Origin of the sequence: Sporofaciens sp. SGI.106 (assembly GCF_050314255.1) — a bacterium.
GTDB lineage: Bacteria > Bacillota > Clostridia > Lachnospirales > Lachnospiraceae > Claveliimonas.
The window spans coordinates 209,222-233,934 of record NZ_JBNPMZ010000004.1; the positions used below are offsets into that span (position 1 = coordinate 209,222).

The 24,713-nt window shown below is 41.4% G+C and carries 21 protein-coding genes and 1 tRNA gene; 2 read left to right on the plus strand and 20 right to left on the minus strand.

Translation table 11 applies throughout. The features are described from left to right. Positions 1-2 precede the first annotated feature (2 nt). Positions 3-1,379: an ABC transporter substrate-binding protein gene (locus tag ACQRCC_RS05160; RefSeq protein ID WP_427849737.1), complete on the minus strand. Its 1,377-nt coding sequence runs from the start codon at positions 1,377-1,379 to the stop codon at positions 3-5. Between the two features lie 282 nt (positions 1,380-1,661). On the opposite strand from ACQRCC_RS05160, the gene ACQRCC_RS05165 reads away from it, so the two are divergent. Further along, positions 1,662-2,693 (plus strand): LacI family DNA-binding transcriptional regulator, encoded by a 1,032-nt coding sequence (locus ACQRCC_RS05165; RefSeq protein ID WP_427849738.1) that lies wholly within the window; start codon positions 1,662-1,664, stop codon positions 2,691-2,693. A 33-nt stretch (positions 2,694-2,726) separates the two neighbouring features. On the opposite strand, the gene ACQRCC_RS05170 is transcribed toward ACQRCC_RS05165, so the two are convergent. From ACQRCC_RS05170 to nrdD, 13 genes are all read right to left on the minus strand, one after another. After that, complete coding sequence (locus tag ACQRCC_RS05170; RefSeq protein ID WP_427849739.1) at positions 2,727-3,707, minus strand: radical SAM protein; 981 nt, start codon at positions 3,705-3,707, stop codon at positions 2,727-2,729. Positions 3,708-3,780: 73 nt separating this feature from the next. Continuing rightward, positions 3,781-4,095, minus strand: a complete 315-nt coding sequence (locus ACQRCC_RS05175) for a YbjQ family protein (protein WP_427849740.1) — start codon at positions 4,093-4,095, stop codon at positions 3,781-3,783. Between the two features lie 156 nt (positions 4,096-4,251). Further along, entirely contained in the window at positions 4,252-4,698 is a 447-nt protein-coding gene (gene dtd / locus ACQRCC_RS05180) for a D-aminoacyl-tRNA deacylase (protein ID WP_427849741.1), read from the minus strand. 147 nt (positions 4,699-4,845) lie between these two features. After that, positions 4,846-5,685, minus strand: a complete 840-nt coding sequence (locus ACQRCC_RS05185; protein ID WP_427849742.1) for a carbohydrate ABC transporter permease — start codon at positions 5,683-5,685, stop codon at positions 4,846-4,848. Beyond that, complete coding sequence (locus ACQRCC_RS05190) at positions 5,686-6,528, minus strand: carbohydrate ABC transporter permease (RefSeq protein WP_427849743.1); 843 nt, start codon at positions 6,526-6,528, stop codon at positions 5,686-5,688. It lies immediately after the preceding gene. A gap of 105 nt (positions 6,529-6,633) precedes the next feature. Next, a complete protein-coding gene (locus ACQRCC_RS05195) occupies positions 6,634-7,947 on the minus strand; it encodes an ABC transporter substrate-binding protein (RefSeq protein WP_427849744.1) in 1,314 nt (437 codons plus the stop codon). Between the two features lie 176 nt (positions 7,948-8,123). Beyond that, positions 8,124-9,410, minus strand: coding sequence for an ABC transporter substrate-binding protein (locus ACQRCC_RS05200; protein ID WP_427849745.1), 1,287 nt, complete (start codon positions 9,408-9,410; stop codon positions 8,124-8,126). 23 nt (positions 9,411-9,433) lie between these two features. After that, complete coding sequence (locus tag ACQRCC_RS05205; protein WP_427849746.1) at positions 9,434-11,200, minus strand: sensor histidine kinase; 1,767 nt, start codon at positions 11,198-11,200, stop codon at positions 9,434-9,436. Next, the gene (locus ACQRCC_RS05210) at positions 11,197-12,789 is read right to left on the minus strand and encodes a response regulator (protein ID WP_427849747.1); all 1,593 of its coding nucleotides are present in this window, start codon (positions 12,787-12,789) and stop codon (positions 11,197-11,199) included. The genes ACQRCC_RS05205 and ACQRCC_RS05210 overlap by 4 nt, the downstream gene beginning before the upstream one ends. Positions 12,790-12,819: 30 nt before the next feature. Then, complete coding sequence (locus ACQRCC_RS05215; RefSeq protein WP_427849748.1) at positions 12,820-13,731, minus strand: DMT family transporter; 912 nt, start codon at positions 13,729-13,731, stop codon at positions 12,820-12,822. A 41-nt stretch (positions 13,732-13,772) separates the two neighbouring features. Then, entirely contained in the window at positions 13,773-14,258 is a 486-nt protein-coding gene (gene nrdG / locus ACQRCC_RS05220) for an anaerobic ribonucleoside-triphosphate reductase activating protein (protein WP_427849749.1), read from the minus strand. A gap of 316 nt (positions 14,259-14,574) precedes the next feature. Next, positions 14,575-14,748: a hypothetical protein gene (locus ACQRCC_RS05225; protein WP_427849750.1), complete on the minus strand. Its 174-nt coding sequence runs from the start codon at positions 14,746-14,748 to the stop codon at positions 14,575-14,577. A 402-nt stretch (positions 14,749-15,150) separates the two neighbouring features. Then, positions 15,151-17,340: an anaerobic ribonucleoside-triphosphate reductase gene (gene nrdD / locus ACQRCC_RS05230; protein ID WP_427849751.1), complete on the minus strand. Its 2,190-nt coding sequence runs from the start codon at positions 17,338-17,340 to the stop codon at positions 15,151-15,153. A gap of 198 nt (positions 17,341-17,538) precedes the next feature. Here nrdD and ACQRCC_RS05235 point away from each other — a divergent pair, with 198 nt between their 5' ends. Beyond that, complete coding sequence (locus ACQRCC_RS05235; RefSeq protein WP_427849752.1) at positions 17,539-17,880, plus strand: hypothetical protein; 342 nt, start codon at positions 17,539-17,541, stop codon at positions 17,878-17,880. A 48-nt stretch (positions 17,881-17,928) separates the two neighbouring features. On the opposite strand, the gene ACQRCC_RS05240 is transcribed toward ACQRCC_RS05235, so the two are convergent. The 6 genes from ACQRCC_RS05240 to ACQRCC_RS05265 form a co-directional block, all read right to left on the minus strand. After that, positions 17,929-17,999: transfer RNA gene (locus ACQRCC_RS05240), tRNA-Trp, on the minus strand. A 67-nt stretch (positions 18,000-18,066) separates the two neighbouring features. Further along, positions 18,067-18,249 (minus strand): (2Fe-2S)-binding protein, encoded by a 183-nt coding sequence (locus ACQRCC_RS05245; protein WP_427849753.1) that lies wholly within the window; start codon positions 18,247-18,249, stop codon positions 18,067-18,069. Positions 18,250-18,251: 2 nt separating this feature from the next. After that, a complete protein-coding gene (locus ACQRCC_RS05250) occupies positions 18,252-18,764 on the minus strand; it encodes a ferritin (RefSeq protein WP_427849754.1) in 513 nt (170 codons plus the stop codon). A 63-nt stretch (positions 18,765-18,827) separates the two neighbouring features. After that, positions 18,828-20,354: a nitrite/sulfite reductase gene (locus tag ACQRCC_RS05255; protein WP_427849755.1), complete on the minus strand. Its 1,527-nt coding sequence runs from the start codon at positions 20,352-20,354 to the stop codon at positions 18,828-18,830. Positions 20,355-20,373: 19 nt separating this feature from the next. Next, complete coding sequence (locus tag ACQRCC_RS05260) at positions 20,374-21,399, minus strand: coiled-coil domain-containing protein (protein ID WP_427849756.1); 1,026 nt, start codon at positions 21,397-21,399, stop codon at positions 20,374-20,376. Between the two features lie 18 nt (positions 21,400-21,417). Next, positions 21,418-24,429 (minus strand): M6 family metalloprotease domain-containing protein, encoded by a 3,012-nt coding sequence (locus tag ACQRCC_RS05265; protein ID WP_427849757.1) that lies wholly within the window; start codon positions 24,427-24,429, stop codon positions 21,418-21,420. Positions 24,430-24,713 lie beyond the last annotated feature (284 nt).

Genomic DNA, 24,713 nt, shown 5'->3' on the forward strand with positions numbered 1-24,713 from the left:
CTCTATTCCTGCTCATCCCAGTATTCCTGAACAGATTCCATCAGTTCCTCTCTGTCACTTCTGTCAGCAAGATATTTCTGCATAGCGGCACCAAGAACAGACCAGTGGTCATTCGGCACGATTGCTGCTGCATTAAACACCTTTCCTTCATGCACCTTCTCATAAATATCTCTGCTAAGCGGATCGGACGGCTCATACGGATTATTTGTAAATGGAGGAATCACATTACATGTCTTTACCAGCATCTGCTGTCCGACTTCGCTGTATACAATCCAATTCAGGAATTCCTTTGCCGCAGCCTGTTCGTTATCAGTTGCCACCTGATCATCCATCATAACCTGCTTGGAAGGTGATGCCTGTATCTGCCAATTCACAAAATCCTCTTCGTCATCATTCATAAAATACGGCAGAAACCCATATTCGTCCTCATTCTCTGCACCCGCTTCCGAAAGATTCGGCCATGCCCAGTTTCCGTTGAACCAAAAGGCTGTTTTGCCATCTGCAAGGTCAATTGCCATCTCATCATAGTCTGCTCCCAGCGGATCCGCCTTTGCCACATTATACTTTTTCAGTACATCAAACATATCCAGAAGCTGGCTCATTCTGTCGTATGACTCAATTTCCAATTTGCCGCCTTCTATTTTTTCAATCACTTCTGCCGCTCCGTCAGAAGTTCCGTCATACGTCTCATAGATATACTGTAAATGATGTGCCCCCAGTGACCAGTCCTCTTTTGCCACCGAAACCGGTTTTTCTATTCCCGACTCTGACAGTTTTTTAAGAAGTGCTTCAAATTCGCTCAGTGTAGTTATCGTTTCCGGATCAAATTCCTCACCAAGTGCTTCCTCAATTACCTTCTTATTGTAGATCATGCCCCGGCCTTCAATACAAAGTGGAAAACTGTACACTTTACCATTAATTCTCGTCAGATATTCCTCTGCCTCTGCTGTCCATTTCTCCCCGGACAAATCAACTGCCTTTTCTTCTGCCAGTGCCTTTACGTCCGTAGTATCCAGAATAGCCAGCGTCGGCGGATCCCCTGCGTTATACAGACTGATCATCTTCGTATAAGGAGAATCTCCATCTGTAACCGGCATAACCTCTACATGGACTCCTGATTTTTCCTCAAACTGTTTTCCCATCTTTTCCAGCGCTGTCTGAATTTCTGCCTTCGTGTTAAGAAGTGTAATCTCCGTCCCCTCCAAAGAAGAATCATACTCAAAAGTGTCAATAGATGTATCTATCGGCCCCTCCTTCACTTCCTCACTGGGATCATCCGGATCACTGGCAAATCCAAATCTGCAGCCTGTCAATGCTGTTACTGCCACTGTCACTGAAAGTGCTGCGGCAAGAAGACTTGTCACTGATTTCTTTTTCATGAATCTTTCCTCCTGTTCCTTTCCTTACTATATCTACTATTTTCGTAACCGGTTAAGTAACCGGTTACTTTATGGTTTTATAATAACACGCAGATTTCAGAACGTCAACTTCAAATCTGAAGTTTGTGAATAGTATACGATTTGCTTTTTCAATAATTATGCACATGTTACAAAACCGGTTACTTAACCGATTACTCATTGTTCTGCTTTTAATTTTTTGCTATAATAAACACGTATAAAAACACCATACACAGTAATTTTTTTAAAGGGATGTATCTATTTATGAAACAGAAAAAAAACGTAACCTTCAACGACATTGCAAAATATACCAACTTCTCCAAAACTACGATTTCGCGGTATTTTAATAACCCCGATTCTCTCACTCTGGAAAATCAGGAAATTATCGCAAAAGCTCTGGTAGAACTGGGTTACAAAGAAAATAAAGTGGCACGTATTCTGGCAAACGGAAAAACAGAATTCATCGGCATTATTATCCCCCACCTGCACAATCACTACTATTCTGAGATGTTGAACCAGATTCTTCTGACCTACGAAAAATTTGGATACAAATTTCTTGTTTTTATAGGAAACGAACACGAAGAAACAGAGCGGCAGTATATTGAAGAACTTCTCGCCTATAAGATAGAAGGACTGATTATCCTAAGCCATACCATTCCATCCAAAGAACTGGCAGACCTGAATATTCCCATTGTAACAATCGAAAGGGAAGATCGTTACGTATGCAGCGTCAACACAGACAACCATATGGGTGGAGTCCAGGCTGCAAGTCTGCTTGCCAAACATAACTGTGATATTCTGATTCACATCAATTCTCCGACCTCAACAGATGTCCCGGCATACGGACGTATTACAGGTTTTCTCGAAATCTGTGAAGAAAAACATCTGAATCATCGAATTATATACAGAGAACTAGGAAAAAGCTATGAAGAAATGCAGGAAAATGCCCTGGACATTATAACCGAATTAGATGAAATTTATCCGGGTCAGAAAAAAGGACTTTTTATTTCCAATGATACGCATGCCAATGTATTTTTGAATCTTCTTATGAGAAAACACGGAAAATTGCCTGATGATTATCTGATCGTCGGTTTTGATGATTCTCCTATTTCCAGGGAAGCAGTTATCCCTATCAGCACCATTGGCCAGCAGATTGATAAAATCGCCTCTGAAGCTGTAAGCCTTCTGGTAGAACAGATGAATGAACGCAAAAAAAGAAAACCGGTTCCACTTAAGGAACCGATTCATAAAGTCGTCACTCCCATTCTCTGCAGAAGGGAAACAACTGAAAAATAAACGTGAACACAAATACATCGGAGGCTGCACTTCTCAAAAAGTGCTCCATACCGGACTATGATCTTCACATTTTTCCAAATGCGGACATTCCCCTCTTACGATAGCATAAAGAGGTGGACGGTCCGTATTTTCATATGTTTCAATTGCCTTTTCCAGCTTTCGAAGCATTTTCTCATGATCTTTGGGGAGTGTTCCCCGAACACGGAATTCAATATAATCATGAAAACCGTCATATATCATTTCATGCGCTTCTGAAGAACAGGATTGCATTTTTCCCTCATGCTCCAAAAAATCCCTGCTCAGAATAGTCAGAAGTTCATGCTCCTCCCGCAGATTCTCAAGTTCATCCGCCGGTTTAAAATTCCCCTTAACAATATCCTGATACAGCGGAACCTCCTGGCTCAGGAACATCGAAAAATTCACCACATGTCTCGGCCTGGTGCGTGCGAGGAAATCTGCCATAGCCTGAGCATTTTCCACACCGCGGTCCTTCCCCGCAACCCCAGTCATAATATGCGCATCATAAATCAGACCTGCCCTGTGGAGACGTCCGACTGCTTCATATGCCTGTGCCAGATTGTGATCCTTATGCATAAAACGAAGCACATCATCCAAACCGCTTTCAATACCGATATAGAGATGACGGACACCATTTTCATATAAAATCTTCAATTCCTCATCCGACTTCTTAAGAACAGCCGTCACCGTAGCATCCATATTAATGCATTGACACTCCGGAAAATAGTGATGGATCATATCAAGAATCACCATCAAATGATCCGTAGGAAGCCCAAATGCATTCCCGTCACCCAGAAATATTTTCTCTGGTTTCCCACCAATATCATATACCCGCTTCAATTCCGCCTCCACCTGTTCTATAGGCAGCACTCTGTACTTCAGATGCCGGAACAGATTGCAGAATTTACAATTATTATAGGAGCATCCCACCATGACCGGGAGCATGAAGGATGATCGCTCCATCGGTGCACGACATATCTGGCCTTCGTAATTCACACCGCTACCTCCCACTAATTCACCACGAATTCATTAGCACACCATTATCTGAGCCTATTATATAATGCAACTTTTAGTCAACAAATTTTACAGCCGTTCCATATGCCATGATTTCTGCAGCGCCCTGGGTTACGGCGCTGGATGCATAACGTATATTTATAACTGCATCCGCTCCCTGCGCTGCCGCATCATCTGCCATACGTTTTGTAGCAATCGCTCTGGCCTCATTCATCATCTCGGTGTAGGAAGTCAGTTCTCCTCCAACAAGAGTCTTAAAGCTGTTCATAATATCCTTTCCCAGATGAACAGACTGAATAGTCGTTCCTCTCACCAGACCAATCATCTCAAATTTCTTTCCTGTAATATAATCTGTGTTTACCAAGATCATAAAGAATCCTCCTTCTTTATTTGTATTATTAATTTAATACAATTATACATCATTGCAAGAAAAAACGCAAGAGCATCCATTCCTCACGGTATAGTAAATGTTCAACGAGACTTTTCAAAACCGATCTCAAAAACGCTTCGTGTTGGCTATGAACAGTTACAGTTTATCGGAATCCAGAATAATCGTAAACGGTCCATCATTCGTAAGACTCACCTTCATATCTGCCCCGAAGCTTCCCTTCTCTACCGTCTCCACACTCTCCTTACACTTAGCGATAATATACTCATACATCTCCTCCGCCATCTTAGGCTCACCAGCCTCTATAAAACTAGGTCGATTTCCCTTCTTGCAGTTAGCATATAAAGTAAACTGAGAAATCAGAAGCAGGCTTCCCCCTACCGTATCCAGAGAAAGATTGGTCTTGCCCTGCTCATCTTCAAAAATACGAAGACCCAGCATTTTTTTCACCATTTTATCAGCAATTTCTTTTGTATCAGAATCACAGACACCAATCAACACCATGAATCCTTTGCCGATCTCGCCGATTGTCTCACCATCCACCTTTACATCTGCGTGTGTAACACGCTGTATTACAAATCTCATTTGTTATTCCTCCTGTTTGTCTCATGTGCTTTCATTATGAATTATAGCACATGAATGTCAATTGGGGACACCACAAATGTTAAAAAGGGACACCACAAACGTTAATTGGGGACGTAGCAAAATGCATTTTGCTACGTCCCCAATTAATTAACCTTTTACTGCACCGGCAGCAACACCCTTGATAATGTGTTTCTGACAGGACAGATAGAAAATAATAACCGGAATTACCGCCAGAATCAGAGCTGCCATAATAGCACCCATATCTACACGGCCATAACTTCCCTTCATATACTGAATTACGATAGAAATCGTCTTATATTTATTCAGATCCAGTACCAGATATGGAAGCAGGAAGTCATTCCAAATCCACATTGTTTCCAGAATACCTACGGAAATGTATGTAGGCTTCATGATTGGAAGTACTACAGAGAAAAATGTACGAAGCGGGGTACAACCATCGATCATAGCTGCTTCTTCAATCTCCAACGGAATTGATTTTACAAATCCGCAGAACATGAATACCGCTAGTCCGGCTCCAAATCCCAGGTATATAATTATGATTCCCCATGGTGTGTTTAATTTTGTACGGTCTGCCACCAGCGAAAGTGTAAACATTACCATCTGGAACGGTACTACCATTGAAAATACACAAAGCAGATACAGCATCTGTGTAAATTTTGATTTAACTCGTGTAATATACCATGCGCACATGGATGTACAAACCAGAATTACCAATACAGAACCAATCGTGATAAATACGGTCCAGCCAACCGCCTTCAGTAATTCATATTTATCAATTGCTGCAATATAGTTATCAAAGCCAGTATATGTCTTTGCTGTTGGCAGAGTAAATGGTTCTTTGTTAATAAACACCTTTTTCTTAAAGGAGTTCATAAGTACGATCAGGATAGGTGCAATGTAAACCAGACCAATAATGGTAAATACTCCGGTTCCTGCCCAGCTTAATTTGTCTTTCCATTTTTTCATTTACTGCTGCACCTCCTTTGAACGTGTTGCACGAAGCTGTACCAATCCAATTCCTACTACAATGAAGAAGAATATAACAGCCTTTGCCTGTCCAACACCTTCCCAACCGGTACGTCCATAGAAGGTATTGAAAATATTAAGTGCCATCAACTCGGATAACTTGGACGGTTCACCTGCAGTCAGTGACAGGTTCTGGTCAAAGAGCTTGAATCCGTTTGTGATAGACAGGAACATACAAATTGTAATAGATGGCATCATCATCGGAACTGTTACCTTCCACAGTCTCTGCCATGCTGTTGCACCATCAATCTGTGCTGCTTCCATTACATCTCCAGGAATTGCCTGCAGGCCGGCAATATAGATAATCATCATATAACCAATCTGCTGCCAGCTTACCAGAATAATCAATCCCCAGAATCCATACCACTGATTCAGGTTCAGTGCTGTATTATAATTTGCCAGAATACCATTAAAGATCAGCTGCCAGATATAACCAAGCACGATACCACCGATCAGGTTCGGCATGAAGAAAATAGTACGGAAAATATTGGTTCCGCGCATTTTCTGTGTCAGTGCCATTGCCAGTAAAAAGGCAATCACATTAATAACCAGAAGAGATACCACTGCAAATAATACCGTCATCCAGAATGAATGACGGAACATTGCATCCTTTAATGCTTCTACATAGTTTGAAAATCCTACAAATTTTGCATCTGTAACAGTCGTAAATTTACAGAACGACAACCAGATTCCCATAATAAATGGGACAATAAAGCCGATGATGAAGGCACAAAATGTCGGGAGTACAAATATCGGCATATAACGCTTAATGGCTTTTTCCACAAAAATCGCCCTCCTTCTCTCAGAAAGAACGACGGGCGAACACAACTGTCGCCCGCCGCATGTCTTACAATTCCTTTTGTCTAAACAGTGTTACTATAAATATTTTTATTTTGCTGCTGCAGCTTCTGTAGCCCATCCATCAACGAATGCTTTTACTACTGCATCCCAGTTAGCATCTGTCTGATCTGCTGCATATGCTGTAAGTGCAGAACCTACACCATTCTTCCACTCTTCTGAAGGCATAGTTGAGAATGTCCATGTTACAGGAGTCTTGCCTTCTTCAACATACTTGTTAGCTTCGTTAACAAGTACATTATCAGATTCAAGGTTAGATTTGAACGGAATTACGAATCCCATGTCTTTGCACATAGCCTCAACACCTGTATCAGATGTTACACACCAGTTCATGAAATCAAGTGTTGCCTGAATATCTTCTTCAGAAGCTTTTGCATTTACACACCAGTAGTTCTCTGTACCTGTGCAGACACCCTGATTTTCTTCGCCCTCTACACCAATGTAGATAGGAAGAATTCCAAGATTCTCATCACCCAGATCAGCAACATCGTTGTATGCCCATGTACCATTCTGATAGAATACTGCTTCCTCTGTTACGAAATCAGCTACTGCATCATCACCTGTCTTTGTTGACAGAAGAGCCGGATCACATGTTGCATTGTTGATGTACAGATCCCAGATTGCACGATAGTTGTCAAGATATGTTCCTTTGATTGCATCTGTGCTGTCAATACCTTCATCTTTGTACTCATAGTAAATCGGAAGGTTTGCAAGATGTGTCTTAAATCTCCAGTCAGAAGATCCATCCATACCAGCTGATGTAAATGCAGAGAATCCAAGTTCATCTTTACGCTTTGTAATATCCTCTACTACCTTCTTGAAGCTGTCGAAATTTGTAATATCATCTGCAGAATATCCTGCTTTTTCCAGAAGTGCTTTATTGTAGATAATACCATAGTTCTCAATAACATATGCGATACCTGACATTGCATCTCCGTCTTTCAGTGCAAAGCTGTCATCTGTAAGCTCGCCTGCAATATCAGATCCTGTCAGATCATAGCAGTAATCTTTCCAGCTTGCAAGACCAACCGGTCCGTTTACCTGGAATAATGTAGGAGCTTCTGTCTTAGCCATCTCAGATTTTAATGTCTTCTCATACTCTCCGGATGCTGCTGTAAGAACTGTTACAGGCACGCCTGTCTCTTCTGTATATGCTTTTGCCAGATTCTGCCACTGTTCATCTGCTTCAGGTTTAAAGTTCAGATAATACACAGAACCTTTCGCCTCTTTGCTCTCTGATCCCTCGTCAGAAGAGGAAGAAGAAGAAGAACTTCCACATCCTGCCAAAAGACTTGCAGACATTGCTGCAACCAGTAAAACTGATAAAACTTTTTTCTTTTTCATAATGATTCCTCGCCTTTCTGAAAATTTTACTCGAAACTTTCGTTTCCTTTGTTCTGTCCTTATCCTAACAGAAAAATATGAGAAACCTTTAACAATTAACAAACCTGAAATACAAAAAAATAAACCTTCCTCCCGGTCAGATACCGTTCAAAAGATTTATTTTTTAATATTCAATATTATTGTTCCTCCCGAAATCTCCGGATACTCTCATCTTCCATCTCCACAAATTCCTCCGGGGATATCTTTCCCTGAACCAGAAGCGGGAGATACTCCCCCAACGTTTCTTCCTGCAGGATGGAATTCCATTTCACCTGATAATTCGGCACTATCTGAGGCTCACCACTATATGCTGCAATATAATCCTGTACCAGCCTTCCCGTCTCCCATGGACTTTTCCCAAACAGTTCTTCCTTCTCCTGCTGATTCAACTTCGTCCGAAATTTCAGAAACTCCACCGCACCCTCACGAATATCCTCACTGTATCCCGTTACAACAGACCATCCAAAAGTCTCCGGTGAGGAAATTAATTTATTTCCCGGGTATGGGGAAAATCTGATTTTTTCCTGCATTTCCTCAGGAATCTGATCTATCATCCAGTATCCATTTGGAATCATAGCTGCCGTACTGTTACAGAAATTTGTATATGCCACATCAAAATCTGTATGCAGTGCATCCTCTGTCGTATATTGAAACAGCCGTGACAGCGTCTCTGCCATGTGAAGTCCAACTTCATTACAATATGTATCCGGATACCATTCTTTCATAAATTCTGCACCGGCCTGCGTATCTGCCGTCTCTGCCGTTGCAAGGAGCATCGGTGCCCAGCCCGTTCCTTCCGTGTGAAGTGCCAGCGGTGTTATCCCGTGATCTTTAAGCCGATCGCAGCAATCCCAGAATTCTTCCCATGTTTTGGGAAAATCTGTTATTCCTGCCTTTCTAAATAATTCCTCATTCCAGAATACCCCCGAACAGGAAAACGCTGCTGTGCTTAAAGGACTCAGATACACACTCCCGTCTTCCTCCGTACATCCCTCCAGAACCACAGGTTCAATCATATCCATCCACTCCTGATCCTGCTTAAGGTAGGGAGCAAGATCCATAATACGATCATCCGCAATCATCATTTGGTAATAAGACGGTAGCATACGGAGATCCGTAATCACAGCCGGCAGTTCATCCGTAACATTCAGACGTTTCAGATTCTGCCGATATTCCTCCTCTGTCTCCATAATCCACTCTACATCCAGGACATATTTTCCCTCATACTCTCTGTTAAATGCCTCCACAGTTTTTTCTTCGTTTTTCTTTCCTGTAGACGGATCAACGGTGAAAATGGCCGGAATCCGAATTTCCTCAGTTGTCCCTTTTCCCTTATTTTGTTCCTCATTCCTGCACCCTCCAAGCAGTCCCGCAAGGAAGGTCACACATAACACAGCAGATACTATTCTTACTTTCTTTCTCATAACTAACTCTTTCTATCTGAAAACTAACCACTCACCACAGGTATCTTAATGACGCAACAGGTTCCCATGTCATCTGTCTCATAATAAAATTGTACCTGATTCTCATATTTCAGGCGCAACCGGGTAATAATATTCACCACACCATATCCGCGCCGCTTATCCGGAAAACTCTCCTTCATCTTTGCCAGTGGCTGTTCCATGAGACCATTTATTTTACTGAGTACTTCTTTATCCATGGGTGTTCCGCTGTTATATACCTCATAAACCAGAGTTTCATCCTCCGCTCTCACCGTAATCTTTATCAGACCGCCTTCAAAAATATCACAAAAACCGTGCTTAATGGCATTTTCTACAAGAGGCTGCAATATTAACTTCAACACCTCAAATTTCTTCAGCTCTTCACCGCATTCTATCTCATAATGGAATAACTCTGTATTTCGAATCTGCTGAATTTCCATATAGCTTTTGACATTTTCAAGTTCATCCTCTACCGTAACTATGTCCTTCCCTTTACTCAGGGACAAACGCAGATATTTCGACAATGCCTGAATCATTTTCATAGTCGTTTCTTCTTTATTAATCCGTGCAAGCATATAAATGGTATCCAGCGTATTATAGAGAAAATGCGGATTGATCTGATTGATCAGCATATTCAGCTCACTGGTTCTAAGCTCTTTTTCCTGGATTTTTATTTCTTCCAGCAAATTCTCGATATTAACCAACATCTTATTATAGGAATCTCCAATCTGATCCAACTCTGTATTCGTATGCAGTTCCTTCATTGGACTGAAATCATTTCCGTCAAATCCGGTCATTGCCTCGCTGATCTCCTGGATCGGTCTGGAAAATCGTTTGGAGAAATAAACACTGAAAACCGCTGCTGCTGCCAGAACGAAAATATAAATACCAAGCAATATCTCAAAGATACGAACAAGTCCGCTGGTCAACACCTGATTGGGAACAAGTGTATATATTATCATTCCGCTCTCTTTTTGCCGATACGCTGATAACACCCCACTTCTCAGCCTGCATCCAGTTACAATCATTCCGTCCGCCTTTTTCTTAGAAAGATTCTGAATATATTCCAGATCTTCTTTTGGAAGTAAATATCCTTCCGGAATACAGGACACACACACATTTCCGGAGCCATCTATGATCCCCATCACCGCTTCATCCGCGTCATCTGTATTTTCGCTAAAGATATTTTCCAGAAATCCCGGATCCATTTTTAAAAACAGCATGCCCGGTTCATGAGCATACTCCATGCTTCTAACATACCGTCCAACAAACAGGGCTGATCCTCCGGTCCCAAACAAAGTATCCTCAGTCCATATCCATTTTGTCTTCGCATATTCTTTTCCCAGAAGATTTCCAAAACCACTGTTCTGAAAATCTTCCCATGTACGCTTGGAATAAGAACGGGTATATACATTTTTCTGATTGTCAACATAACAGTATTCTGCCACATTCTCCAGATCAATATAGGCAAAATACTTACTCAGCGCATTCTTTTCTACGTCTGCCAGACCATCTTCGATGAGACTTTTCTGTACATCTTCATACACGATACATTCTGCAGTGATCTCATTGGTCTTTTGAAACAGATTGTCCAGTGTTCTCCCCATTTTCTCATTCATAAACTCATATTTGTCAATAATCACTGCCGACATATTTTTCTGAATAAAAACCCAAACACCTATACTGGACAGAAAAAGAGAAAGAACCAGCAGCACTACCGAGTAGGTCATAAATTTTCTTTGAATTCCGGATTTCATCTTTTCTTTGATCATATTTCATATTCCTTTTTATACTCACTGGGGAGCTTTCCTGTGTACTGCTTAAATAAGTGGGAAAAATAAGATGGATTACTGATTCCTACCTGTTCACAGATATTTCCAATGCTCGCATCCCCATTTTCAAGCAACCTCTTGGCCTTTTCCATCCTCTGCTGAAGCAGATATTTTTTAAATGTCATATGAAATGTATTCTTAAAAACCCTGCCGAAATACACCGGATTCAGATAAATATGTGTGGCCACCGACACAATAGAAAGATTCTCATCATTCAGATGTTCCTCTATATAGGCAACCGCAACCGACATATATTCTTTGAAATACTTGGCTTCGTCTTTTTCTGCCAGTTTTCTGCGCACCTCAATGGTATCCAGCAGGATTTTATATGCCACATCAACCGCCTTTGCTCCACTTAAATTCATCAGATTTGAATACAGATTCTGGAACTTCTTTTTCAATTCTTCCGTCATTCCATAAGAATCCTTCAGCATGAACTCTGTCTGCAGCATGACCCTGTGGATGTAGCTTAACTGCTGTTCTTCCTCCTTCGGAAGGCTATAAATAAAATAAACAAAAGTTTCCTTTAGTTCATCTCCATCATTCTTCCGTACCGCATTTACCACCATCATGACGGCATCCTGTGCTTCCGCCCTTCCCATCTTCTCTTCCATATCATCCGGAATGGTAAACGCACTCGCTCCGGAAGCACTGGCAAGTCCAAATAACTGGCTGGCCTCCTCATAGCTTCTTTTGATACCGGCAATTCCCTTATAAGGCTTGGAAATAGAAGCCACCACCGGTCTGCCCTCTTCTTTTTTCACATACTCCAGCATAGCTTTCAGTTCATGAACAGAAGTATTTTCTTTCGTCTTTACAATAAATACAGCATTTCCCGTTTCATTCTCCAGCTTCCAGAAAAAATATTTTTCCTCAATCATCTCCTCCAGGCTCTTCATCACAGCAAACCTGGAAGCCTCATAATCCAACGAATTCGTAATCTTATAGGCTAAATCAATATCTACACAGACAGAAATAAAACGATCCCCCTCTTCCAGCACATTGCCCAAAGTGTCAAACACTTCTTCGGCCTTCTCCTGGGAAATACGGTTCTGTACATATTTCTGCACGATCACCTGTAGAAAACTGGTAGAATCTTTTAATAAGAGTTTTTCCCAGCTCTCTATTTTTTCTTCCTCTTTAATCTGTTTTATGCAGGTCTCATAAGCTCCACGCATGGTTTCACAAAGCTTATCATCCTCTATCGGCTTCAGCAAATACGCGTACGCCCCCAGATCACAGGCCTGCTGCGCATATTCAAAATCCCGATAAGCACTGAGTACAATAAAAATACAATCCAGATCTGTCTTCTGAATCTCTTCCATCACCATGAGTCCGGTAATCTGCTTCATTCGGATATCCGTAAGAACCACATGCGGCCTGGTTTCCTGAATCACACGGATTGCCTGTTCTCCACTCTGTGCTGTACCTACGATTTCAAATCCCATACCTTTCCAATCATAGGTCTCCATCAGACCCTGCAGCAAAATAGGTTCGTCATCTACAATTACCAGTTTTAATAACTTCATACAGATATACCTCTTCTAACATTCTTTCTTTTATGACTGTAAATTTTCGCAAAACGACTTTTGCTCCTTCTCCTGTGCTTTATCAGGAATCTGCGCCAGAATAATTGCTCCAAACATCAACACACATCCAAACAATTCTCTGGAAGAAAGCTGTTCCCCCAGAATTGCCCATCCCGCAAGCACCGAAATACATGACTCCAGACTCAGAATCAGCGATGCAACTGCCGAATTCATATTCTTCTGCCCGATAATCTGCAGGGTATAAGCAACTCCACAGGAAAGCACACCTGCATATAAAAGCGGTATCCAGCTTGCCATGATACCGGAAAAAGAATTATTTTCAAAAATCAGCATTGGCGGAACCGACAAAATTCCTGCCATAAAAAACTGAATACAGGACATCTTCACGCCATCAACCTTTGGTGCAAAATAGTCAATTGTCAGAATGTGCAGTGTAAACAAAAGCGCACAGAAAAAGATGTATACATCTCCTTTTCCTATACTAAAGGATTCCGTAATGCAAAGGAAATAAAGTCCTGCAAGAGCCATCACCACTGCCACCCAGACCTTCCAACCGATTTTCTTTTTTAAAAATATCCCAAATACCGGCACCAGAACAATATAAAAAGCTGTAATAAACCCCGCTTTTCCCGCACTGGTATACTGAATACCGATCTGCTGCAGGCTGCTGGCTGCAAATAAAAGAACACCACAGGCAATGCCTCCCGTAATCAGATCCTTTCTGCTGCCCGTTCCTTTTGAACTTAATCCAAGCTTATCCAACAGGAAAATACAGGGAAGAAGTGCAATTCCCCCGATCACGCTTCTGATTCCATTGAACCCGAATGGTCCCATGTAATCCATCCCCACGCTCTGGGCAACAAATGCAGTTCCCCATATAAAAGCAGTTAAAAATAGTATCAGTGCATTCTTAGTCTTCATTTTCTTTCATTCCTTCTGTCTCTTTATTCTCGTCTTTTCTTCTATTCATGTAGATTGATAATTCTCTGATTCCTGCTGCCCCGGAACTTAAGCCTCAGATCTTTCTCCGCTTCTATAAATGGTCCATCCACCAGCGTATCTATATACGAAAGCATCTCTTTTGTCACATCCGTATATGCTCTTCCGCCTTCTATCATATCCACATCATAGAGGTATCCGCTGTAACACCAGATATTCAGTTTGGGGTAGAACTCTCTGATCTTACGAAGTAGCTTTACCAGTACCACCTGATTTTCCGGTTCAAAGGGTTCTCCGCCCAGAAGAGTAAATCCAGTAATATACGGAGGTTTCAGCGCCTCAAGAATCTCCTGCTCCGTTTCCTGCGTGTAAGGCTGCCCGAAATTGAAATCCCACGTCTCCGAATTGAAACAGCCCTTACAGTGATGACGGCAGCCGGACACAAACAGACTGACTCTCACCCCCGGTCCATCTGCAATATCATATTTTTTTATATTTCCATAATACATATTTTCACCTCACATATCCACAAACAGGCGCGACAGAATTGCCGCGCCTGGTTTTTCTCCTTATAGATTGGTTCCTGCAACAATCAAGTGATATTATACTATACCGTAACTCTCTTTCCAACCTTCAATCACCAAAAAATAGCGATGATACCCTATCTTTTTCCACTTCATATGGTAAAATAATAAAAAACTATTTCCGAAAAGAGATGATTTCCAATGTACATATTTCTCACAGGCCTCACACTGTCTATCATACTTGCCTGGCAGGCACACAAGCTCTCCTCTAAAGGACAGAATCGCCTTCTCATTTTATTGGCTATCCTGTTTCCTCTTTCAGAGCTTGGAAAGCAGTTTCTCCTGTATGTAAGTAATAATTGCTCTTATGACTGGTGGTATTTCCCATTCCAGCTTTGCAGCATGCCAATGTATTTGCTCCCACTTTACTGCCTTCTCCCTGAAAAATACCGGCAAGCCCGCCTGACTCTGGCAAATTTTCTCGTAGACTTCGGACTCCTTGGCGGAGTCTTTGCTTTCGTTGATCCAAGCGGTATGCATTATAATCTGGCAGTTCTCACACTGCACAGTTACCTTTGGCATTTCCTTATGATTTTTTTAGGCCTTTTTCTCATATTTACCCACAAAAACAGCACCTGTCCAAAGGATTTCCTTCTTCCAGGTGCTCTCTTCCTTATGCTTGTCGGAATCGCCACTTCTATCAATATTATTTTTCATACGTGCGGTTCCATTAACATGTTTTATATCAGCCCCTATTATCTTATGGAGCAAATTGTCTTTCGAAAAATTGCGCTTTTCACCGGCCAGACCGCCGGACGTCTCATCTACTTAGCATCAGAGATACTTGGAGCTTTTCTAATACATCTGAGTTCCACTCTTATAAATGAAGAACTCTGTCTTTAATCTCCTGGGTTCTTCCCTGATTCCAGAACTGTGTACCAATATAACCACAGGTTCTTCTGGCTACTGCCATCTTGTTCTGATCCCTGTTGCCACAGTTCGGGCACTCCCAAATCAGCTTACCGGACTCGTCTTCCTTGATCAGAATCTCTCCGTCATAACCACATTCCTCACAGAAGTCACTCTTTGTATTCAATTCAGCATACATGATATGATCGTAAATGAACTGCATTACGGAGATAACTGCCGGGATATTATTCTGCATATCCGGTACTTCGATGTAGCTGATCGCACCTCCCGGTGACAGCTTCTGGAATTCAGATTCAAACTCCAGCTTGTCAAATGCGTTAATCTCTTCCGCTACATGTACATGATAGCTGTTGGTAATATAGTTCTTATCTGTTACACCTTCAATAATTCCAAATCTTTTCTGAAGACATTTTGCAAATTTATAGGTAGTAGACTCCATCGGTGTTCCGTATACGGAATAGCTGATGTTTTCTGCTTCTCTCCATTCTTTACACTTGTCATTCAGCCTCTGCATAACTGCCATTGCAAACGGTCTTGCTTCCGGATCTGTGTGAGATTTTCCCAGCATCCTCATACACATCTCATAAAGGCCTGCATATCCAAGAGAAATCGTAGAATATCCATTATAAAGCAGTTTATCGATCTTCTCACCCTTCTTAAGACGCGCCAGTGCTCCGTACTGCCACAGAATCGGAGCTACGTCAGAGATGGTTCCCAGAAGTCTCTCATGACGGCAGCGCAGTGCACGGTGGCAGAGCTCCAGTCTTTCATCCAGAATCTCCCAGAAACGATCCATATCTCCCTCAGAAGAGCACGCCACATCTACCAGATTGATGGTAACAACACCCTGATTGAATCTTCCGTAGAACTTGTGATGTCCATCCGGATTCATCTGTGTGTCCTCAACTGTCAGGAAAGAACGGCATCCCATGCACGGATAAACCTCTCCCTTCTTCAGCTCTTTCATAATCTTGGCAGAAATGTAATCCGGCACCAGTCTCTTAGCAGTGCATTCTGCTGCCAGTACTGTCAGATTCCAATAGCGGGAGCCTTCAGTGATGTTATCCTCATCCAGTACATAGATAAGCTTCGGAAATGCCGGTGTGATCCAGACACCTTTTTCATTTTTCACGCCCTGCATTCTCTGCTTCAGTACTTCTTCAATAATCATAGCCAGGTCTTCTCTTACCTGCCCCTCCGGAACCTCATCCAGATACATGAATACCGTTACAAATGGTGCCTGGCCGTTGCAGGTCATCAATGTAATGAGCTGATACTGAATCGTCTGGATTCCGCTCTTAACCTCTTCACGCAGACGTTTTTCCGTCACCTTTGCAATAATCTCTTCATCCAGGCTTTCTCCGCATTCTTTACGTTCCTCGATGACCAGTCTTTTAATTTTCTTTCTGCTGATATCTACAAACGGTGCCAGATGTGCCAGTGTAAAGGACTGACCGCCATACTGGTTACTTGCAACCTGAGCAACAATCTGTGTCGTTACATTACAGGCGGTAAAAAAGCTGTGAGGCTTCTCAATTAATGTCTCACTGATTACGGTTCCATTCTGAAGCATGTCCTCCAGATTGATCAGATCACAGTTATGTTCCTTCTGTGCAAAATAATCCGAATCATGAAAATGAATGATTCCATCCTCATGTGCCCGTACGATCTCCTCCGGCAGGAGCACACGCTTAGACAAATCCTTACTTACCTCACCTGCCATATAGTCTCTCTGGGTAGAATTAATAACCGGATTCTTATTGGAGTTCTCCTGATTAACCTCTTCGTTCAGATGCTCAATCAATGCCAGGATACCATTATCCGTTGTATTAGACTTACGTGCCAGTTCTCTCTTATAACGATAACGCACATATTTCTGAGCAACTTCATATCCACGCATACCCATGATACTGGTTTCCACCATATCCTGAATATCCTCGACATTCACCGCATGCGTAGTCTTCTGCACCTGATGAGCGATATCTTCTGCGATGGCCTGAATCTGGTACACATTCATCTTATAAATGTTCTCCACCTCATTATTCGCCGCCGTAATCGCATTCACAATCTTGCTGATATCAAAATCTACCTCTTCACCATTTCTCTTTATAACCTTATTCTTAACTACAATCTCCATATCCCTGCACCCCTACCAAATATCGTCTTTTTTACTTATGTCACACAACATCTTGTGCCTTGCTCTATTATAATACATCATAATGTAGGAAAAGGGAATACCTTATTTTATTTTTATTTGACTTTATTTTTATTTGATTTCTTCTTCAAAACAGACTATTATACTAATAGTTAAATCAATTTTAAAAGGAGAACTGATATGTTAGAACAATTACTAAGCTCACCCGGTTTTATCTATAATATTTGCGGAACACACTATTATCTTGGTAAATGGATCTGCAAACCCTGCACAGATACAGATGCTACCGATTGTGTCATGATGTATGAAATGTGCCGAAATGCGGGTGAAGAACAAGAAGCCGGCATGTATTATCACAAAATTCGCGCTTACAGTGATTTCGCTCTGGAGATTCCATATAATCCTGTTCAGATTCGGGAAAACATGAAAACCCTGCTGGATGGACTGGACGATGCTGATCTAGCAAAACTGGAGTTACAACTTCAGCATTTTGGGGAAGACACCACTAAATATTATGGATAAAAAAACACCGGAAGTATTGTATTACCAATCTTCCGGTGTATCTATTGACAGGGGATGAGAGAATCGAACTCCCGCTAAGAGTTTTGGAGACTCCTGTCATACCATTTGACCAATCCCCTATATTAAAATATGTACCAAACGCGGCCACTTATTCTTTATACCATAAGTGGCCGCATTTTGTCAATACTATTTTTTCATCAAAAGCTTTTTAGTCAATTTTTTTGCCTTCTTTTTACATTTACCACAGGCTTTCCCGACTTTCGTAGCTTTCTTTACATCCTTGAAGCATTCTGCCCCATTCTCAACTGCGTCTGCGATATCCCCCTTTGTCACATGATAACAGGAACATATCTCTTTCTTGCGGTTCATGATTACAATACCAGTGACGGAGCGCTGTATACCCTTGCTCCGAGTTCATTGTCCAGCATATACAGACTCTTCGGATCATTTCCAAACAATTCAAACTTCTTCACCAGATTATCTGCGTTGGTCTCTTCTTCACCCTGTTCTTTAACAAACCAGTCCAGGAACTGCATCGTCCGGAAATCCTTCACAGAATATGCAGCATCATAAATATTATGAATCAGGCTGGTTACATACTGTTCATGTTTCAATCCTTCCTGAAGTACAGATTTTGCGCCTGTTATCTCAACCGCCGGTTTATCAATTGCCTCCAGGACTACCTTTTCGCCGTTGTTCTGTAAGTACTGAATAAAGAGCATTGCATGATCGCGCTCTTCCTGAGCCTGAATCTTATACCAGTTTCCAAATCCATCCAGACCTTCATCATAATAATAATTTGAAAAATCGAGATACAGGTATGCAGAATATAATTCTTTATTCACCTGCTGATTTAACAGTTCCACTACTTTTTTATCCAACATGTGTATTTCCTCCAATTGATTTTTTTATATTATACCTCTGCATTTTAAGGATTTCAATCGGATTTATGCAATAAATGGTGCTGCAATTTCCAAAAATCTCTGTTCATGTGTCTCATACCACACATCAAAAGTAGTGCCGTCCTCAGAAACTGCCTGACCGATTTTTTTCAAAAATTCAGGAATATCCCGCTCCAGAATCGTTCCAACCTGCTCTCCAAACCGCTCTTTTCCGGCAGCATCTTCTCCATTTACACAAAGCACAAATGCAGGCTCTGCCTTTCCGTCTACCTTTTTCACTCCACCGCGGAATCCGATTTTTCCAATCTGATGTGTTCCACAGGAAGACGGGCATCCGGAAATATGAATCTGAGGCAGGACTCCATCTGCAAAGCCCCATTCTTTTGAAGCATCCACCAGCGTCTTAAGAAGCTTCTGTGAATCTCTCACTCCTACCTGACAGATAGAAGCACCGATACATGCCACAGATGACTCAAACAGATTCTGTGCACTGTCATCCAAAATCTCCAGAAGTTTTCCTGCCTCTGTCGCTGTACAGTTAATAACATAAATATATTCTTCTGGTGCAATACGAATCTCCACCTGATCCATATCTTTTATAGCATGATATAACTCTACCATCTTCTCCGGCTTCGGGCATCCGCCTACCGGATGATATTTTACTGCGTATAGTCCTTCCTGTTTCTGAGCAACTACACGTCTGTCTTCGATTAAAGTTCCATCTCCCTGTTTTGATACTGAACCCTCTTCAACAGGAATGTCCAGGTCTTCTCCGCTGTCAATCACTTCTTGCAGCTTCTCTTCAAATGCTTCCACATATCTTTCTCCCAGAACATCCTGCATATATCTGGTTCTTGCTTTTGCACGGTTCTCGTAATTACCATAGGTGGTAAACATATTTACCATAGCCTTGATATAGTACAGAATCTTGGTTCCCGGTACTTCCTCTGCCACCAGAACACCCATTTTCGGGTTATTGCCAAGACCTCCTGCACTATACACGTCAAATGTGCCATCCTCTCTTGCCGCAAATCCCAGATCACGGAAAGTCGCATGAGTACGGTTTTTCGGTGAATTAGAAAAACATACTTTTAATTTTCGGGGAAGCTTTACCGTCTTTATAAGTCCCATCAGATACTCTCCTGCAGCTTCTGCATACGGAGTCACATCAAAATACTCTCCCTTCTCTACTCCGGAAAGAGGAGATACCATCACATTACGTGGAAAATCACCACCGCCTCCGCGGGTTACAATTCCATAATCCAAAGCAGCAACTGCCAGTTCACACACCGCATCTGCATTCAGATTATGAAGCTGTATTGTCTGACATGTTGTGAAATGCAGTTTATCAATATGATACTTTTCTATACTTTCCGCAATAAAACCAAGCTTCTCTTTGGAAAGTCGTCCACCCGGCAGACGAAGTCTCAGCATAGAAGCCTTACCACCTCTCTGAGCATAACTTCCAAATCCTCCTGAAAATCCCTTATACTCCGGAACACTTACCTCTCCATTATAAAACTGTCTGGTCACCTTTTCAAATTCTTCGTAGTCTTTCTTCCATTCTGTCATTTCTAATCATTTCCTTTCTTTACCAGTCTGTATAAATATCAATTGTACCGCTTGCACAACCGCTGTCGTAAACTTTGCCCGGTCCCAGTGACGTATTCACTACCGTTCCCCACGGATGATCCACACTGGCAACACAAATATAATCACTGCTATCTCTTATGGTTCCATCCCACGCTATGTGACGTCCCGGGATTCTCAATCCTCCACCGGGGAGAACTCTCTGAGAATAGTAAGTTTCTCTGTGTCCTTCAAAATAAAATACTCCTATTTCCGGATTCAAAGCTCCTTCTACATATGGATACCTTCTACCATTACCACTATCGGATGTTCCCTGATTCCCAGTTCCCTGGTTTCCGGATGTTCCCTGATTAGCAGAATTTGCTGCCTCTTGCGCCCTTTGGGCTTCTTCTGCTTTTCTGGCTTCTTCCGCTTTTCTGGCTTCTTCTGCCCTTATTGCAGCTATCTGAGCCTGAAATGCCTGGAGATCTGTTGAAGTGGCCTCTGCCTTTTTCTTCAGATTACTTTCCTGCTCTCCAAGTTGCGCCTGTAATTCTTTCAATGAAGACTGCTGCTCTTTTAAATCTGTCTCCTGCTGTTCGATTCCCTCTCTGACTTCCTCCAGAGCTTCCAGTTTATTTCTGTCATAAGTGCTGATTCCTCTGATAAAATCAAGTTTGTTCAGAAAATCACCCATACTTTTTGCCGAGCAGAGATATTCCAGCCAGGAAGTCTGATTATTCTCATACATATACTTAATTCTCAGCTTCATAGCTTCATATTGCCTCTCCTCATTTACACGGGAGATAGCCAGAGAATCCTGAATACGAAGAATCTCATTGTTACTATCTTCAATTTCTGCTTCTGTGTCTGCAATCTGATTACTGATTTTCAGAAGATCCTGATTAATGCCCTGTAACTGATTCTGAAGATCCACAGTCTTGTTCTGAATATCTTCAACTTCCGTTCCATGTACCGGCATACCGGCTAACATCACCGAAAGCACAAGAGAACCACATAACGCGACATATCTCTTCTTTTTCTTCATCCTAACACTATTTCCTTTCTATCGTCTTCGTTTTAATGTACACGAAAAAATCATTGCTCCTGACAGCATAATCATCAGGAGAAACCATCCTGGATTTGCTTCATCACCGGTCCTGGGAACATGATTATTCTGATTTTTAACCGATCCGGATGTCTCCTTAGGCTTTGCCGGTTCTTCAGGTTTTGATGGTTCCACCGGTTCTTTTATCAAAGGTTCTGTTATAACACAAACCATATTTTCTTCCGAATCTATCAATGCGTTCCAGGCATATACAAATCGATTCCCTGCTGCCACTCCGTTATTCATCAAACCACTCAACGTCATTCTGGATAGATAATTTGCTTCCTTATCAAGGAAATAACAGGTCCGTCCCGGTTCATAGTTTTCTGAAATCAGCAGATACCCCCACTCACCTTTACAAACTTGCCATTTTATATCTTTACTTAAATTATCTCCAACAAGAGCTGTCAGACATTCTCTGTCATCCATAAGGGTGCCATTCTCATTATAAAGTGCTGATCTCAATGTGACTTTGTTTCCATCATCATATGAATAAAAGATACGATATCCATTATCATTCTTTACAGCAGATAATACCGTTCCATATAAATAATCCTCTGGCAACTTTAGAATATCAGAAATCTTATTATCATTATTATCATAAATCACAAATTCATAATACCACTCACTAGGATTTCTTTTAGCAACCATATAAGAATTCTGATCCATGGAAATCATAAAAGTTTTAAATCCACTTTCCACAGAACGCACCGCAGTCTCATTTTCAAAATCAATTGTGTATACTGACATCCAGGATTCCCAGGATTCATTCACGTCACCTGTTTCAACCGGCGCACCTGCTGGCTCTCCTGAATCTTTCTCTGTTCCTTTTACACCTGACCCGGAAGGGAAAATCTGTAATTTGACCGGAACATCCACAGGCCCGGACAAATAGTTACCATCTTTATCCAATCGATATAAAAGCGTATGCTGCGAATACGTCCACAACGAAAGAACTATATTTCCATCATAGCAGGCTGTTCCATTAATAGAATCAATATAAGCATCCTGTGGGCGAGGAAGCTTAACCTCCTGGTCGATCACATTGCCCGCCTGATCGATCATGCTGATAACAAAATGATAATTTTCATCATCTTCCTGATACATGTGTTTGGCAATCATGGCTCTACCATCTCCCGATGCAATCAATTCACTTCTTTCAAATGAATTATTCTCACTCACAATAATCTTTTCTGCAGCCGGGAAATCTGCTGTTTTTACCGTTCCTCTCCATTCTTTATTATACACATTTCCTTCTGTCAAAAATGTTTTTTCCGGAATCACAAGAGTATATTCTGTATTCGGTTTCAAAATCTTATCGTCACCTGAATAGGTTAAAACGATATCTTTATTTCCCTTTTGAATATTCATACTCAAAGGATACTGTTCCCCATTAGCCTCCAGATAAATCCCCGGCGAACTTTGCTCTTCAGTATAAAATAGTTTTCTGTTACTATTAATCGTTATATAAGCAATATTGTCAAGCTCATTGCTTCCCTCTGATAGAGTTAACTCAAGCTTCCCATCATCTGGCTCTCTCTGCTCAAAAGATACTCTAAATGTTGCAGAATCTCCCGTTTCAAAATCATCGAATATAATTCCTGTGTTTGCCGCAGGAGTATTTCCATAAAACCATGTAGACTCATCTGTCTCCGGAGCCAGCCTGTCTCCCGTTTCATACATCCATACTGTCGCAGTTTCAAAATTATTTTTATTCAATGCCCGAATTAATCGTGGCTCTGAGCTATACATATTATCATACCTAAAATTGCTGCCCTCATAATTAAGCTCTGCATCCACATGATAAATCCTGTATCCTGTAGAATCTCCATACCAGGCTGATTGATTATTGTTTATTTTTTCATCATATTGGACAACAAAATATTCCGAATAAAGGGAAGTGTCTTCTGGTGCAACAACCGCGATCATTTTTTTATTACTCAAAGTCTCAGATGCAATCGGATCCAGGGAAATTACTTGTTCACCATCTTCCTTAGTTACTCTTTGAATATTTTCTTCCGGAATCCATCCAAGAAGCCATTTGGAAAAACCATTGTGATCTCCTGTATTATCTTTCATCATATCTACAGTAGCAATTGCAGTACTGTCATTTCCCTGTGCAGCATAATAATCCGGAAGCCCCAGCATATGACCTGTCTCGTGAATCAAAGTCTGCGTACCATATGTATAATCTCCTTCTGAACAATCTGTCATCAAATAAAGATACCCACTAAAATTCATCCCATCCAGAGAAAACTCTTGATCCTGCAATCTATACTTATGGCTCCACCATGTACTTCCCCATCCAGAGTTTTCACCTGCAAAATTAATACTGATACCATCTACACAACCATCACCGTTGCTATCATAATCACTATAATCAATCTGGTCATCCAAAAGCTGCAGGACTTCTTTTACCAGTTCCTGTTCACCAGTAGCATATCCCTCATATTCTGCACGATTCTTAGAAAGTCTGCATCGATAAACCTGTCCTGAAGATAAATTCAATTTACCATAAGAGGATCTTTTATAGTAGGAAGAGAGGCTATCATACGGATACTGTATTTGTTCCGGCAATGCTCCTCCATTGAACATCTGATAATAGATATCCTCTGGATATATCGTACTGCTTTCAAAAGTATAATCCTGAAATTCAACCTGTACAGCCAAAATCTTAACATTGCCTTCCGTAGGCATCTCTTCCCAATCTGAAGGAACATTACTCATGGCATCCACACCACTTTCCCGGCGTACTGCCTCCTGTATCAATTGTGGAGATACTCTATCATATCCTAAAGCCTTCACATATTCCTGACGTTCTTCCCAGGTTCCTTCCGCTTTATAAGCTGTGATCTCATCCTCGGTTGGCAAAGATGCTGCCTGTGCGGTCTTCAGATTGCCACCCGGTAAAAACAGAGAACATAGTCCTGTCATCAGCATTACCCCAAAGTATTTTCTAATGCCTTTCATGGAATTTTACTCCTTCCAGTCTTTTTTATCTTATTATTTTTAACACTACTTTTTATCATACCATTCCATTATCAATTTGTCACGAAAAGAGTAGTCTAAACATGGTAATATAACAAAAAACAGTATTGAAACCAATACTGTTTTCCTCATTCCTTTTCAATTGGAGCACTTTTGTGCTTTTCATGTACCTTCAAAACTGCACACATAAAATATTACTCAATCCATCTCGTTCTTCCTATCACCGTCTTGGTTATGCCCTCGACCGATTAGTAACAGTCAGCTCC

Coding starts and splice junctions, on each gene's coding strand:
- ACQRCC_RS05160 (WP_427849737.1), bottom strand. CDS start 1,379: ATGAAAAAGAAATCAGTGACAAGTCTTCTTGCCGCAGCACTTTCAGTG.
- ACQRCC_RS05165 (WP_427849738.1), top strand. CDS start 1,662: ATGAAACAGAAAAAAAACGTAACCTTCAACGACATTGCAAAATATACC.
- ACQRCC_RS05175 (WP_427849740.1), bottom strand. CDS start 4,095: ATGATCTTGGTAAACACAGATTATATTACAGGAAAGAAATTTGAGATG.
- dtd (WP_427849741.1), bottom strand. CDS start 4,698: ATGAGATTTGTAATACAGCGTGTTACACACGCAGATGTAAAGGTGGAT.
- ACQRCC_RS05185 (WP_427849742.1), bottom strand. CDS start 5,685: ATGAAAAAATGGAAAGACAAATTAAGCTGGGCAGGAACCGGAGTATTT.
- ACQRCC_RS05195 (WP_427849744.1), bottom strand. CDS start 7,947: ATGAAAAAGAAAAAAGTTTTATCAGTTTTACTGGTTGCAGCAATGTCT.
- ACQRCC_RS05200 (WP_427849745.1), bottom strand. CDS start 9,410: ATGAGAAAGAAAGTAAGAATAGTATCTGCTGTGTTATGTGTGACCTTC.
- ACQRCC_RS05205 (WP_427849746.1), bottom strand. CDS start 11,200: ATGATCAAAGAAAAGATGAAATCCGGAATTCAAAGAAAATTTATGACC.
- ACQRCC_RS05210 (WP_427849747.1), bottom strand. CDS start 12,789: ATGAAGTTATTAAAACTGGTAATTGTAGATGACGAACCTATTTTGCTG.
- ACQRCC_RS05215 (WP_427849748.1), bottom strand. CDS start 13,731: ATGAAGACTAAGAATGCACTGATACTATTTTTAACTGCTTTTATATGG.
- nrdG (WP_427849749.1), bottom strand. CDS start 14,258: ATGTATTATGGAAATATAAAAAAATATGATATTGCAGATGGACCGGGG.
- nrdD (WP_427849751.1), bottom strand. CDS start 17,340: ATGGAGATTGTAGTTAAGAATAAGGTTATAAAGAGAAATGGTGAAGAG.
- ACQRCC_RS05235 (WP_427849752.1), top strand. CDS start 17,539: ATGTTAGAACAATTACTAAGCTCACCCGGTTTTATCTATAATATTTGC.
- ACQRCC_RS05245 (WP_427849753.1), bottom strand. CDS start 18,249: ATGAACCGCAAGAAAGAGATATGTTCCTGTTATCATGTGACAAAGGGG.
- ACQRCC_RS05250 (WP_427849754.1), bottom strand. CDS start 18,764: ATGTTGGATAAAAAAGTAGTGGAACTGTTAAATCAGCAGGTGAATAAA.
- ACQRCC_RS05255 (WP_427849755.1), bottom strand. CDS start 20,354: ATGACAGAATGGAAGAAAGACTACGAAGAATTTGAAAAGGTGACCAGA.
- ACQRCC_RS05260 (WP_427849756.1), bottom strand. CDS start 21,399: ATGAAGAAAAAGAAGAGATATGTCGCGTTATGTGGTTCTCTTGTGCTT.
- ACQRCC_RS05265 (WP_427849757.1), bottom strand. CDS start 24,429: ATGAAAGGCATTAGAAAATACTTTGGGGTAATGCTGATGACAGGACTA.